The organism is Polaribacter sp. YIW18 (genome assembly GCF_057219325.1).
In genome coordinates, this window is record NZ_JBXVVE010000006.1 from 91,768 (window position 1) to 106,585 (window position 14,818).

Annotated in this window: 10 protein-coding genes and 3 tRNA genes; 6 read left to right on the forward strand and 7 right to left on the reverse strand. The window is 30.7% G+C overall.

Annotated features, from left to right (window positions below; all coding sequences use genetic code 11):
- Positions 1–2: 2 nt before the first annotated feature.
- Positions 3–2,138, reverse strand: coding sequence for an Ig-like domain-containing protein (locus tag AC2D6T_RS07990; RefSeq protein ID WP_484681123.1), 2,136 nt, complete (start codon positions 2,136–2,138; stop codon positions 3–5).
- A 112-nt stretch (positions 2,139–2,250) separates the two neighbouring features.
- Here AC2D6T_RS07990 and AC2D6T_RS07995 point away from each other — a divergent pair, with 112 nt between their 5' ends.
- The 3 genes from AC2D6T_RS07995 to AC2D6T_RS08005 are packed head-to-tail and all read left to right on the forward strand — an operon-like array spanning position 2,251 to position 5,203.
- Positions 2,251–2,682, forward strand: coding sequence for an OsmC family protein (locus tag AC2D6T_RS07995; protein ID WP_438989745.1), 432 nt, complete (start codon positions 2,251–2,253; stop codon positions 2,680–2,682).
- A gap of 14 nt (positions 2,683–2,696) precedes the next feature.
- Positions 2,697–4,382 (forward strand): single-stranded-DNA-specific exonuclease RecJ, encoded by a 1,686-nt coding sequence (recJ, locus tag AC2D6T_RS08000; protein WP_484681124.1) that lies wholly within the window; start codon positions 2,697–2,699, stop codon positions 4,380–4,382.
- Positions 4,383–4,387: 5 nt separating this feature from the next.
- Positions 4,388–5,203: a DUF3800 domain-containing protein gene (locus AC2D6T_RS08005; protein WP_438989747.1), complete on the forward strand. Its 816-nt coding sequence runs from the start codon at positions 4,388–4,390 to the stop codon at positions 5,201–5,203.
- Between the two features lie 404 nt (positions 5,204–5,607).
- On the opposite strand, the gene AC2D6T_RS08010 is transcribed toward AC2D6T_RS08005, so the two are convergent.
- The 3 genes from AC2D6T_RS08010 to AC2D6T_RS08020 form a co-directional block, all read right to left on the reverse strand.
- Entirely contained in the window at positions 5,608–8,010 is a 2,403-nt protein-coding gene (locus AC2D6T_RS08010) for a helix-turn-helix domain-containing protein (protein ID WP_484681125.1), read from the reverse strand.
- 340 nt (positions 8,011–8,350) lie between these two features.
- A complete protein-coding gene (gene odhB / locus AC2D6T_RS08015; protein ID WP_438989749.1) occupies positions 8,351–9,565 on the reverse strand; it encodes a 2-oxoglutarate dehydrogenase complex dihydrolipoyllysine-residue succinyltransferase in 1,215 nt (404 codons plus the stop codon).
- Between the two features lie 170 nt (positions 9,566–9,735).
- A complete protein-coding gene (locus AC2D6T_RS08020; protein WP_484681126.1) occupies positions 9,736–12,471 on the reverse strand; it encodes a 2-oxoglutarate dehydrogenase E1 component in 2,736 nt (911 codons plus the stop codon).
- Between the two features lie 181 nt (positions 12,472–12,652).
- Here AC2D6T_RS08020 and AC2D6T_RS08025 point away from each other — a divergent pair.
- The 3 genes from AC2D6T_RS08025 (at position 12,653) to AC2D6T_RS08035 (ending at position 12,927) form a co-directional block, all read left to right on the forward strand.
- Positions 12,653–12,726: transfer RNA gene (locus tag AC2D6T_RS08025), tRNA-Asn, on the forward strand.
- Between the two features lie 22 nt (positions 12,727–12,748).
- Positions 12,749–12,820 (forward strand) — tRNA-Gly (locus AC2D6T_RS08030).
- A gap of 21 nt (positions 12,821–12,841) precedes the next feature.
- Positions 12,842–12,927: transfer RNA gene (locus tag AC2D6T_RS08035), tRNA-Leu, on the forward strand.
- A gap of 240 nt (positions 12,928–13,167) precedes the next feature.
- Here AC2D6T_RS08035 and AC2D6T_RS08040 read toward each other — a convergent pair.
- From AC2D6T_RS08040 to AC2D6T_RS08050, 3 genes are all read right to left on the reverse strand, one after another.
- Complete coding sequence (locus AC2D6T_RS08040; protein WP_484681127.1) at positions 13,168–13,407, reverse strand: hypothetical protein; 240 nt, start codon at positions 13,405–13,407, stop codon at positions 13,168–13,170.
- Between the two features lie 178 nt (positions 13,408–13,585).
- Positions 13,586–14,587 carry a DUF5011 domain-containing protein gene (locus tag AC2D6T_RS08045; protein ID WP_484681128.1) on the reverse strand — a complete coding sequence of 334 codons (1,002 nt, stop codon included), beginning with the start codon at positions 14,585–14,587 and terminating at the stop codon, positions 13,586–13,588.
- A gap of 54 nt (positions 14,588–14,641) precedes the next feature.
- Entirely contained in the window at positions 14,642–14,809 is a 168-nt protein-coding gene (locus tag AC2D6T_RS08050; RefSeq protein ID WP_484681129.1) for a hypothetical protein, read from the reverse strand.
- Between the last annotated feature and the right edge of the window lie 9 nt (positions 14,810–14,818).

Consider the following 14,818-nt stretch of genomic DNA (forward strand, 5'->3'; position numbering starts at 1 on the left):
TTTTATTTTCTTATTAAACTAAAACTTCCATTTTTTTCTATGGACAAACCATTTTGATCTGTAAGTAAAGTCTTAAACCAATACGTATTTGAGGGTAGCTTTTTTCCTTCATAAGTTCCGTTCCAACCGGGTCCAGATGCATCCATTTTGTATAATAAAACTCCAAATCTGTTATAAATATATATTTCTGATAATGGGTTTACATTTTTATCATACCCTCTTATTGACCAATAATCGTTGATTCCGTCTTCATTTGGTGTAAAAAATCTTGGATATTCTAAAATTGAAAATTGATAAGATGATATACCACAACCACCAATATCTCTTACATATAAAGTATGCGTCCCTGTTGTAATATTTTCAAAAATATTATTTTTAGAATACCCTCCAAATTCATTATCTAATGAAAATTCATAATCTCCTATTCCTATATTTGACACAATTATCTCCATAGAATTATTGTTACTATCATCGATAATAATTACATCTTCTTTAGTAATGCTTGCTATTTCTGAGTTTTTTACAATAATGGTTTTTTCTACATATTTGCAACCAGCGTCAGAAAATACCTTTACAGTATATAAACCAGGTTCTGAAACAGATATTTCAGTGGTATTACCAGAAATAGTTTGATTCTCTTTTGACCAGCTATAAGTATAATTTCCTTTCGAATTGATAGTTCTTAAAGTTATAGATCCAATATCACTACATAAAATATAAGTATCTTGTTCCAATTCAAAATATGGAATCGTGCTATCGACTGTTGCAACAACTTCTTTTCTTGTAGAGGTACAGCCAAATAAACTAGCTTCTACAAAATAAGAAGTAGTTGTTGTTAAATTTGGGGTTTGAAAATTATTTCCTGAAAAAATAGGAGTTGTACTCGTTAGAGAATCGTACCAAAAAACAGTTCCACTAGTTGAATTTGCTACTAAATCTGCGGAACCACCACAATTTACATCTTCAGAAATATTGGTAATTTGTGGTCTTTGTGTTACAGAAGCGGTAACTTTAGTTCTTGGTAATGTTGTACATCCGTTTACAGACACTGTTGCAAAATAATCTGTAGTTGTATTTATTGTGGGTGTTATAAAATTAGTACCTCTATCTAATTCTGTACCTCCAATTTGTGAATCAAACCAAATTATTATACCTTCATCTGATGTCGCAGATAATGTTGTTATTCCAGATTCACAAATTCTGCCTTCAGTTATTGAAGTTATCTGCGGTATATAAATTCTAGTACTTGCTACAATATTTAATTTTGGATCACCAGATGCACCATATTCTACTAAATAACCTTTTGCTGCATAAACACCAGTACCACCTTCATTTGGCAAATCGTTCCAAGCACCTACAATCCCAATTGATGCATCTGTAATATGTGCATAATCTTCACCTGTAGAATTATTTCCTCTAAAATCATTAGGTTCATTATTATTCCATTTTGCATAATTTGGTGTAGAGCCATTTACAGCTCCATTCCAAAAAACCGTACCATCATCTGGTCCAGTAACCCATTTCCAAACCCCTTCTGTTTCTTCATCAGAACCACCAATCCAACCCGAACCAGAAGCTTGTTTACCAGCAAAAATTGCTTCTACTTCACTTGTTAAAGTTGCCAAATATCCTTGTCTATCATAATACGTACTATTTTCAGCAGCTATTTTAGCATCTTTCCAAGTAATATTTGGTGCAGATATAAATTGATAAAAATGATCAGTTTCAGGTAAATAATTAGCATCATCTGCAGATAGAGAAAATAATTTTTCTGTAATTACAGAAGTAGCAGTAGTTACAAAAACTACATCTTTAACTGCGTTTTCTAATTCAGTTAGTAACATTCCTGGAGTCGTTGAAGAAGTCAAAGTTAATTTCCCCTCATTCATATTCCAACTTTGAGAAATAGTTGGGTGAGTTCCACTCAATTCTAATCGATCAAAACCTACTTGATATCCAGAGGAGATTTGTATGTAAAAAAAATCAATTGTAGTATCATCTAGATCTGTTATTGTAAAATTGGTAACTATTTTTATAGGACTTCCTATACAATAAGCTTGGTCTCCAGTTGCAGAAAGTTCTGGTGGACTTCCTTGAGCATGCAAAAATAATACTAGAGAAAAGCAAAAGCCAAGCAAAATTTTGGTTTTATTGCAAAGAGATTTATTTAAATTTATCATTAACTTATAAGCTTTTCTTATTTTTGTAAAGAAGCACAATTTAATACTTCAAATTTAAAAAATATTATTTATGGTTAAAAATATTGTTAGTACAGTTTGGACAGGGAAATCGCATTTTGAAACCGACAATCTTAGTGGGCATAAATTAACCATGTTTGATAAATCTCAAGACAATGGAAATACAGTTGGTTTTGCACCCAAAGCGTTAATGCTTTCTTCTTTAGCAGGTTGTTCTGGTTTAGATGTAATTTCTTTATTAGAAAAAATGCGTGCAGAAGTTACTGATTTTAAAGTAATTGTTACTGCAGAATTAACAGATGAACATCCGAAATTTTATAAAAACGTAAAAGTAGATTACCATTTTACAGATTCAGATTTAAAACCCGAAAAAATACAAAAAGCTGTAAATCTATCCGTTACAAAATACTGTGGAGTCATGGAAATGTTTAGACAATTTGCCACTGTAGAAACAGAAATATATTTACATACTTTAGAAAAGTAACCCAATAACTTGCTATGAGATGGACACTAAAACCTGAACCTAATACACAAAAAGTAAAAAATCTAGCTAAAGAACTTCAAGTCGATTTAATAATTGCAAAAATTCTTTGTCAACGAAATATTGAAACTTTTGAGGAAGCTAAAAAATTCTTTAGGCCCAGTTTAACAGATATTCATGACCCTTTTTTAATGAAAGACATGGATTTGGCGGTACAAAGAATTGAAATAGCCATTGCAAATAATGAAAATATTTTAGTGTATGGAGATTATGATGTAGATGGCACCACAGCTGTATCTTTGGTTTCTTCATATTTAAAAACAATAACTTCCAATATTGCCACTTATATTCCTGATAGATATGAGGAGGGTTATGGGATTTCTTATAAAGGAATTGATTTTGCTGAAGACAACAATTTTTCTCTAATAATTGCCTTAGACTGTGGTATAAAAGCCATAGACAAAGTAGCCTATGCAAATCAAAAAAATATCGATTTTATAATTTGTGATCATCACAAACCAGGAAAAGAAATTCCTGATGCGGTAGCTGTTTTAAATGCAAAACAAGAAGATTGCAACTACCCTTTTGATGAACTTTGTGGATGTGGTGTTGGGTTTAAATTGATTCAAGCTTTGGGCTCTAAACGAAATCAAACGATAAAAGATTTTGTACCTTATTTAGATTTGGTAGCCACTGCCATTGCTGCAGATATAGTACCCATGAATGGCGAAAATAGAGTGTTGGCTTATTTTGGTTTGCAAGTAATTAATCAACAACCTAGAAACGGAATTAAAGCCATTATTCATCAAATAAAAAAACAAGAATTAACCATTACAGATGTAGTATTTATCATTGCTCCCAGAATTAATGCTGCTGGCAGAATGAAACATGGTAATTATGCTGTAGAATTACTTACAGAAATGGATTTTGAAGCTGCCGTAGAGTTTGCAGCATCCATAGAAATTTTTAATGCTGATAGAAAAGATTTAGACAAAAAAATAACCGATGAAGCTGTTATTCAAATTATAGATAATGAAGAAGAAGAGCGTTTTACATCTGTAGTTTTTCAAGAAGATTGGCACAAAGGTGTTATTGGTATTGTAGCTTCTAGATTGATAGAAAAATACTACAGACCTACTTTAGTATTTACAAAAAGTGGCGATAAACTAGCGGCTTCTGCACGATCTGTAAAAGGGTTTGATGTATACAATGCACTATTAGAATGTGACGAATTTATAGAACAATTTGGTGGCCATAAATATGCTGCTGGTTTGACTTTGTTACCAGAAAACTACCAAAATTTTAAAAATAAGTTTGAAGAAGTAGTTGCAAAAACCATCAACAAAGAATTATTAACTCAAGAAATTGCTATTGATGCAGCGTTAGAACTGTCTGAAATAACCCCTAAATTTTTTAGAATTATTCAGCAAATGGCACCTTTTGGTCCACAAAATATGAAACCCGTTTTTAAAAGTACTTGTGTAAGAGATAATGGTTATGGTAAAAAAGTAGGTGCAGACAAAACGCATTTAAAATTAAATATTTTTCAAGGTGATAACCAAAAAACCTATAATGCCATTGGTTTTAATTTGGGTGATAAAATGGATGTTGTACAAGACAAATTTGATATTGTGTATGCTTTAGAGGAAAATGAGTGGCAAGGTTATAAGTCTGTGCAATTAGTTTTAAAGGATTTGAAATAGAAATTATGAAGAAAAAGAAATTAATGGATTTTCATCGTTTTTTAGATGAAGCTGGAGATACTACTTTTTATGGGAAAGGAAAGAAAAATATTATTGGAACAAATGGAGTATCAAATGTTTTTATTTTAGGGATGATAAAGGTTAAAGATCCACTAGATGAGGTTAGAGAAAAAATTAACTCTCTTCAAAATAAAATTTCATTAGATGAATTCTATAGAGTTCCTAGTGTAATTAAAAAAAATAATAAAAGTGGTTATTATCTTCATGCAACTGATGACATTCCAGAGATTAGAAAAGAAATGTTTGATTTAATTAAAACGATTGATTGTAGTTTTGAAGCGGTTGTAGGTAGAAAAAGTATTGAAAGATATGAAACAAAACATAAAGGAAAAGAGGAATATTTTTATGCTGATTTATTATCACATCTTTTAAAAAACAAGCTTTCTAAACATGAAAAACTAGTAATGCATATTTCTGAAAGAGGGAAAAGCACAAAAAACCATAATTTAGAATTAGCCTTTCTAAAAGCAAAGCAAAGATTTTCAAAAAGCAATGCTACTTCTAATATTAAAACAAAAGTTGTATTTAACGTTAACTATCCAACAAAAGACCCTCTACTAAATCTTGCAGATTATTTTTGTTGGACAATACAAAGAGTTTTTGAAAAAGGGGAAACCAGATATTATAACTATTTAAAAGGTCAAATAAAATTAGTTATAGATTTGTATGATTTAAAAAAGTATGAAAAATGGGGAAATTATTATGATAACAAAAATAATCCTCTTACTTCTAAAAATAAAATAAGCCCACTAAAACACTAATTTTAAAATAAATTTAAAAAACGACATGTAGTCGACTTTCGTGTTTCGCAGACTTAATATTAACACAAAATTACATTTTTTTTATAAATTGAAAAAATATATTTAGATTTTTAATCTTTGATTAACATAAACTTAAACATGCTAATCAATTAAAATAGTATTTCCTTTATGATCAAAAAAAAACAATACTTGCAGAACCAGAAGTGCTTGCATTAACTTCTCTTTCTAGTTTTATATGATTTACTTTTAAGTGTTTTAGAATATCTCTTACATAATTAAAATTATCGAATTTGTCGGCAAATAAGTCTAGCCCAGATTGAGCTATTTGTTTGAAATCCTTTTTGCTTTTTTTAGCAAAAAGATTGAGTAGCGAAAGCTGGAAATAGCTTCTAAAAAAAAGAAAATTACCGCTCCATAGACATTAAAACCATTTTTAGTTCCATGTATGTAATATCTGTATCTACTTTTTCTTTAAGCACTGTTAAACCCTTTACATCTCCAGCCTCTTCTATTTGATTCAATATTTTTTTGTAGCGTTTTAAATCTATCAATTCTAACACATCAATATCTCCAGAAGGAATGTAATTTGCCAAATGGTTTTCTATAGTACCTGTTGTTAAACTGCGTTCTTTGGCAATTTCTTTTATGGAAAATCCAGATTTAAAAAGCTCAAACGTAATTTGTTTGGTCGGTTTTTTATCTTCTTTTTTCTGTTCGTTAAATTGGTTAATTCCGTTTTCTTTACAATAGGTTTCTATTACCTGTAAAATTTCTTCGCCATATTTATGGACACGAATTTTACCCATGCCTTTGATTTTTATCAGTTCTTTTTCTGTTCTAGGTAAAGCATCGCACATGGCATACAAGGTTTCTTGCGTAAATACCTGAAAAGCGGGTATGTTTTCTGCAATGCGAATTTCGTCTCTTAATTCGCGCAATTTTAAAGCTAATAATGGGTCTCTTTGAGAAGGCGATTTTTTCTTCTTTTTGGGTGGTGTTTTTTGCAAAACTGCTTTTGCTCTTACCTCTAAATACGCTTTGGTTTTAAAACCCTTTGACATTTTTTGCAATGCAAATAATTTTTCTTCTAATTTTTCTTGCAAAGCATCAAACTGTTTTAAAAAATCTTTTTTTACAGCTTTATTATCTGTAGAAAATGAAATGGCATCTAAAGATTTTTGAATATTTGTTTTGGTATGATTTAAAAAATAATCTACTCCTTTTGTAAAGCGCTCTTGAATTTGAGAGCTATTTTCTGGTAAAATATTAGCTTCAGAAATATTTTGTAATTGATTTTTAAATCCATTTGAAACCTTCATTAAAGCAACTACACCATCATCTTTTATAGTTTGTAAATGATCTATAACATCACCTTTAATAGAAGTTTGATTCTTGTAAAAGATATCTATTAAACGAGTAATGGGATATAAGAAAGTCTGATAATCAAATAGTTCTGCAATCAAGTTTAATTGAAACTGTTTTTCAGATTCGTTTAAAATACTTTCATCTGGATGGTTGTCTTCTACAGATTGATTAAAAACACTTACAGTACTATCGTTTATAATGGCATTGCTAGTTATTTTAGTTTTTAAAACCAAGCCTTCTAAAGAAGTACACCTACTTAAAGCTACATAAGTTTGCCCATGTGCAAAAGAGGCTTCTGCATCTATAATAGCTTTTTCAAAGGTTAAACCTTGACTTTTATGAATGGTAATTGCCCAAGCCAAACGCAATGGAATTTGAGAAAAGGAACCCACCAAATCTTCTTTAATTTCTTTGGTTTCGTCGTTTATAGAGTAATTTATATTCTCCCATTTTTCTCTTTCTGTAACAATTTCATCTGCTTCATTAGCACATTGTACCGTTACAGTTTCTTTAGAAATATCGGTTACAACACCAATTTTTCCGTTAAAATATCTTTTTTCTAAAGACGAATCGTTTTTAATAAACATCACCTGTGCTCCAACTTTTAGCTCTAACTTTTCGTCATTAGGAAAAGAGTTTTCATTGAATTTACCAGAAACCTCTGCCGTAAAAAAATGACTTTTATTTTTAATTTTATTCAGCTCAGAATTGTTAATTAAATTGGCTCTGTTGTTGTGCGTAGTTAAGGTGATATAACCTTCTTCTTTCTCTGGAGAAAAAGAAGGATTGTAATTTTTATTTAAAATTTCTGCAGATGATGATGATAAATTATCATTTCTAACTTCATTTAAAATTTTAATAAAATCTTCGTTTTTTTGACGATAAATATGTTTTAATTCAATAGAAACTACATGGGCTTCTTGAAAAGCTTTACTACTAAAAAAATATACTGTTTCGTAATAACTTTGCAATAAACTCCATTCGTTTGGTTTTACAACAGGAGCTAACTGTTGCAAATCGCCAATCATTAAAACTTGTGCACCACCAAATACTTTGTTTCGGTTTTTATAACGCCTCATTACCTGGTCTATACCATCTAGTAAATCTGCACGAACCATAGAAATTTCATCTATAATTACTAAATCTAACGATTTTATAATATCTATTTTTGTTTTAGAAAACCGACGTTGTTGGTTGTTTTGAGTTTGATTTGGTAAAATTGGGCCAAAAGGCATTTGAAAAAACGAATGTATCGTAACACCTTTTGCGTTAATAGCTGCAACACCTGTTGGTGCTACAATAACCATTCTTTTTAAAGATTCGTTTTTTATTTTATGTAAAAAAGTAGTTTTTCCTGTACCTGCTTTACCTGTAATAAACAGATTTCTATCTGTTTTTTCTATAAAATTTAGGGCAAGTTCTAATTCAGGATTTTTGGACATTTTTTCTTTTTGATGCAAGGTAAATAATTAAAAATTATTTACTAAATAAAAGGTGTGATTTTGGAGTTTTGTAAATAGTTTAGCAGATGCGGGTGTTTTAATAAGGCGTATACGAAGTCTTTGTATTTTGGGTTTTTTGATTAAAAAGTCAACAGACAAAGTTTAGCTCTTTTTATATACTTCCGTCTTTGCCCAGGATTAATTCCAAACAGAAAATAACTACTAACAAAAAATCCCAAGCAAAAGCTTAGGATTTTAATATTTTATGATAAACTTCGATAAGCTCAGTTCAAGACTTCGACAAGCTCAGTTTTACATGCTTATGAACCCAGATTCTGGGCTACATTTCTAATGCTTTTGTTGGATTGTTATCCATTAACAATTCTATAGGATTTTCTAAAGCTTCTTTAACAGCTACTAAAAAACCTACAGATTCTCTTCCATCAATAATTCTGTGATCGTAAGACAAGGCAACATACATAATTGGTTGTATTACAACTTCGCCATTAACAGCCATAGGTCTGTTTACAATGTTGTGCATTCCTAAAATTCCACTTTGTGGAGGGTTTATAATTGGTGTAGATAACATAGAACCAAATACACCACCATTGGTAATGGTAAAGGTTCCACCCGTCATTTCATCAACTGTAATTTGTCCATCTCTTGCACGCAAAGCCAAACGTTTTACTTCTGACTCTACACCTCTAAAAGACAAGTTTTCTGCATTTCTAATTACAGGTACCATTAAGCCTTTAGGGCCAGAAACTGCAATAGAAATATCTTGAAAATCGTGTTTTATTTGGTAATCTCCATCTATCATAGAGTTTACATCTGGATACATTTTTAACGCTCTAACAACCGCTAATGTAAAGAAAGACATAAACCCTAAACCAACACCATGTTTTGCTTTAAAGTCTTCTTTGTACTGAGAACGTAAATCGAAAATTGGCTGCATATTTACTTCGTTAAACGTAGTTAGCATGGCTGTTTCGCTTTTTACAGCTACCAAACGCTCTGCTACTTTTCTACGTAACATCGACATTTTCTTGCGTTCTATACCACGAGTACCGTTTGCTGGTTGTGTTCCCATAGATGGTACTGCTTTTACAGCGTCATCTTTGGTAATTCTACCCTCTTTTCCAGTTCCTTTTACTGTTGATGCGTCAATTCCTTTTTCTGCCAATACTTTTTTAGCAGCTGGCGAAGCGGTTCCTGTTGCATAAGTAGCTGCTTTTTGAGCTGGAGCAGGTTCCGTTTTCTTTTCTTCTTTAGGAGCTTCATCTTTGGCAGGAGCAGCATTCTCTTCTGGTTTTGCAGCATCCATATCAATCAAACAAACAACAGCACCAACTTCTACAGCATCTCCTTCTTCTGCTTTTAAAGTGACAATTCCACTTTCTTCAGCAGGCAACTCTAAAGTTGCTTTGTCAGAATCTACTTCTGCAATGGGTTGGTCTTTTTCTACATAGTCTCCGTCTTCAACTAACCAAGTTGCAATTTCTACTTCTGTAATTGATTCTCCTGGAGAGGGAACTTTCATTTCTAAAACACTCATGGTTTCTTATTTTATTTTAATCTGAAATTCTTTTTTTATTTTTTGGGCGTTTAAACAGGCTTTCCACTGTATCTTTTTTTGCTTTTTTGTTCTCGATACAAAATTTCTGAAAAAGAAATTTCACTGGAACTGACAGCAAAAAAAGGATGTCGTTTCAATCCTTAACGCGCTTACTCATCATCGTTAAAAACACTATCTATAACTGCTCTATGACGCTTTTTAAAACGTGTACTAGAACCTGCTGCGGGTACTGCATAGTATTTACGAGAGCATACATTTAGTTTTACCAAATCAAAACGCTCTAACATAAAACTCCAAGCTCCCATATTTCTAGGTTCTTCTTGTGCCCAAATATAATTTTCTACATTTGGATATCTGTCTATTACTTTTTGTATTTTATCTAAATGTAAAGGAAATAGTTGTTCTATTCTTACCAAAGCAACATCATCTCTATTTAGGTTTTCTCTTTCTTCTAATAAGTCATAATAGAATTTACCCATACAAAAAACTAATTTTTTTACATTTTTTGGGTTGATGGTATCATCTATTACTTCTTGGAATTCGCCAGTTGCTAAATCTTCTATAGTAGAAACTACTTTTGGATGACGTAACAAACTTTTTGGTGTAAACACAATTAATGGTTTTCTGTAATCGCGTTTCATTTGTCTGCGTAACAAATGATAAAAGTTTGCTGGTGTTGTACAGTTGGCAACTGTCATATTATCAATTGCACACAACTGTAAATAACGTTCTATTCTTGCAGATGAATGTTCAGAACCTTGCCCTTCGTAACCATGAGGTAAAAGCACTACAATTCCGTTTTGTAATTTCCATTTATCTTCTGCAGCAGAAATATATTGGTCAAACATAATTTGTGCACCGTTAGAAAAATCTCCAAATTGTGCTTCCCAAATGGTTAACGTATTTGGATTTCCCATGGCATAACCATAATCAAAACCTAACACTCCATATTCAGATAATAAAGAGTTATAAATGGTCATTTGACCTTTTGTATCTGGGTTTGTATTTAATAAATTAATTCTATCTTCGGTAATTTCATCACGTAAAATAGCGTGTCTGTGAGAAAAAGTACCTCTTTCTACATCTTGGCCAGAAATACGCACATTAAAACCTTCTTCCATTAAAGAACCATAAGCTAGGTTTTCTGCCATTCCCCAATCTAATTGATTGGTTTCGAATGCCATTTTTGCTCTTGTTTGTAAAATACGTTCTGCTTTTCTTACAAATTTAACGCCTTCTGGAACTGTAGAAACTACTTTAGCAATGTGCTTTAACCTGTCTGATTTGTATTTTGTATCTACAGGCTGTAACATAGTGGCTAATTGTTCACGCTCAAAACCTTCCCAAGTAGATTTCATAAACTCTTTTACTTTAGAGTTTTTATCTTCTTTAGATAAATCGAATTGCGTGTTAAGCATTTCTTTAAATTCAGTAGTAATTGTATTTAGATAATCTTTATCTATACTACCTTCTTTTAACAATGTTTCTGCATAAATATCTTTTACATTTTTATGTTTAGATATTGCTTTGTATAATTTTGGTTGTGTAAAACGAGGTTCATCACCTTCGTTATGGCCATATTTTCTATATCCTAATAAGTCAATAAAAATATCGGTTTTAAATTTCATTCTAAACTCTAATGCCATTTGCATTGCGTGGCATACAGCTTCAGTATCGTCTGCATTTACATGTAAAACTGGCGATAATGTAACTTTACCAACATCTGTACAATAGGTACTAGAACGTGCATCTAAATAATTGGTAGTAAACCCAACTTGGTTGTTTACAACGATATGAATTGTTCCTCCTGTTTTATAGCCATTCAATTTTGCCATTTGTACTACTTCATATGCAATACCTTGGCCTGCAATTGCTGCATCACCATGAATTACAATGGGTAATATTTTACTAGAATCTCCATTATATTTTCTATCTATTTTTGCTCTAGTAATACCTTCTGCAACTGCTGCAACAGTTTCTAAATGAGATGGATTTGGAACTAAGTTCATCTTAATTTCATTGCCATCTCTGTAGGTTTTACTTAACGTTAAGCCTAAATGGTATTTTACATCACCATCAATGTCATCATCTTCAAAATCTTTTCCTTCAAACTCGCTAAATAAATCTCTTACCGGTTTTTTAAAGATGTTTACTAAGGTATTTAAACGACCTCTGTGTGCCATCCCTAAAACACATTCTTTAACTCCGTGGTTTTCTGCAGCTTCTCTTAAAGCTACACTGATTCCTGGTATTAAGGCCTCACCACCTTCTAAAGAGAAACGTTTTTGGCCTACATATTTTGTTTGTAAAAAACTCTCGAAAGTAACTGCTTGGTTTAGTTTAGAAAGTATATATTTTTTAGAATCTTGAGAGTAATTAGGATGATTATCATTTTCGTTTAAACGACTTTGCCACCATTTTAATTTCTCTGGATTACGCATATACATATACTCTACCCCAATAGAATCGCAATAAATAGTTTTTAGGTGACTTATAATTTTAGAAAGCTTTACCCTTCCTAACCCTAACACATCTCCAGCAGAGAATTCTTTATCTAAATCTTTTTCAGTTAAACCGAAATTTTCGATATCTAATACTGGTTGATACTGTCTTCTTTCTCTAACCGGGTTTGTTTTTGTAAACAAATGCCCTCTTGTTCTGTAACCATTGATTAGGTCTACAACTAAAAACTCTTTTTTTACTTCTTGTGGTACTTCTATTGAAGTTTCTTCATCAGAAAGAGAATAATTTTCATTTGCTAAATCATATCCTTGAAAAAAACTTCTCCAGCTAGGTTCAACAGAATCTGGGTTTATTAAATATTGATCGTATAAATCTGCTATAAAGCCTGTATGCGCTGCGTTTAAAAACGAAAATTTATCCATATAATAGTTTGTGCTATCTTTTTAGCTAATTGTGAAAACAAAAATACAATATTTGGCATAAAAGGAAGAATTTTTTTAGTTATAATAAAAGTAAAAAAAATAATTTTTTTTTTACTTTTTATTTGGTGATATATTAAAAAGATATATATTTGCACTCGCTAAACACAAATGTGAAGCAAACTCCTCTTTAGCTCAGTTGGTTAGAGCATCTGACTGTTAATCAGAGGGTCCTTGGTTCGAGCCCAAGAAGAGGAGCAAGTTCATAATAACATTGACTGCGAAAGTAGCTCAGGGGTAGAGCATCACCTTGCCAAGGTGAGGGTCGCGGGTTCAAATCCCGTCTTTCGCTCTATTATGAAATAATACCAATGCTGAAGTGGTGGAATTGGTAGACACGCTGGACTTAAAATCCAGTGAGCAGTAATGCTCGTATGGGTTCAAGTCCCATCTTCAGTACAAGTAAAAGCCTCAATCTATTTATAATCAAATAGTTGAGGTTTTTTTGATTTATAATTTGTACGGTTATTGTACGGTAAATTAATCTAAATTTAGAAAAAAAGCCAAAAAATCCCAACCATCATTATCAAAACAACACCCCCTATCGATTTTAAAAGTCGTTTTTCTTTTTAGGTAGTGTCTGTGAAATGTATATATAGCCCGACTACTAAGAACGTCTAATAGTTATTTTAGAGAAGACTATTTAAAAACCAACTTCTTATATATATCTTCTGGTTTCTTTCTTTTAGTTAGCCTGTTAAACTCTTTAACTTTTTGTTGCTTTAATCCTGAAACTAAAACCTTATCTTCAATTTGATCTAAGGCATTTATTTCACCTTCTAAGCTTATAATTTTTAATATAAATAGAAACTGTTCCTTATTAAGTTTAGGTACATCAAACACATTAATTCTGTTTGTGAAATATTCTTTGTGTGTCATATACTAATAATATTAACAAATACGAATTCTAATGTTAATATTATTTTCAACCTTAGATCAAAATACAACCCATAAAAGATTAATGCTGCATTATTAGCCATCGTGGTTTACATCTTAACAATAAAAAAACGATTAGGTTTATTAAATATTAATTTTAAAAATAAACTAAGTAAAAACTTTAGACCTTAATTACTCTTGTTATATTTTTACCATTTATAACTAAAAAATATATACCATTTGAAAATTGACTACCATCAATTTTGTAAAATTGTGATTTAGGATTTATAAAAAATATTATTCTACCAAAAACATCATAAACCTTTATAGAATCTAAAATTATTGCACTTTCTATTGTCCAATATTTTTTTGTTAAGTTTGGATATATTTTTGTTGTTTTATTGGTATTTTTTATTGTTGATAAGCTAGATTCTACATTTACAACTCTTTTTACTTCTTTAGCGCTATTTCCATTACTATCAGAGACATTGTAAGTCACCTGATAACTTCCTAAAATAGTAGTATCTACATTGTTTTCACTAATAATCTTAGAGGTAATGTCACCATCAAAATTATCATAAGCAGTAGCACCAAAGTCTTTATATATACTTTCTAGTTCAATAGATACTGTCAAATTACCAATTATAGTTATTTCAGGTATTATATTATCTTCTATCACTTTAATATGACATATTTTATCAGATTGGCTTGTAATATTTTGATTTAATTTATTAGACAAAATGATATTAGAAAATTCAAAACTATATTCACCTAATTCAATTGAATCTTCAATAAAAACAGGTAATTTTAAAATGTTATTATCTCCCTTTGGTATATTATTATCCCCAAATGTGTAAATTATAAATCGGTATTTATTATTTCCTAGAGAAGATGTGCTTATTGAAAAATTATCTAATATTGTATATTTCTCAATACTATTTATATCAAAATTAAAACCCTCTGGTATATTTAAATCAAATTGAATAGCCTTTAGATATTCATTATTTACTAACTTTACAGGGATTATATAAGCTTTACCCTTGAATAAAGTCGTATCTTTAATATTTAAGTAGTTTAAAGAAAGTAAATCACTTTTTTTTTTAAATTTAGAATCGATACTATAATTTTTAGCTGTTGTTGAAAAGCAAATTAGTAGATTTATAAATATAAAAAATTGTCTCATTAGAAGATTATTAATTTTTAATACATTTTTATTATTCTTTGAAGAGTTGTTTTATCACCAAGCACCTGGTTCCGAGGGGGAAGATGCTGCTTGCGCTTTTTTAGGATTTAGTATCATAAACGTGCCCATAGCTGTTAAGGCTGCATACTTACCCATTTTCTTAATGGCTTCTTTTCTACTAATAACATTAATAGTCTCTCTTGTGTTCTTTCTTTTTTTCATGATAATTGT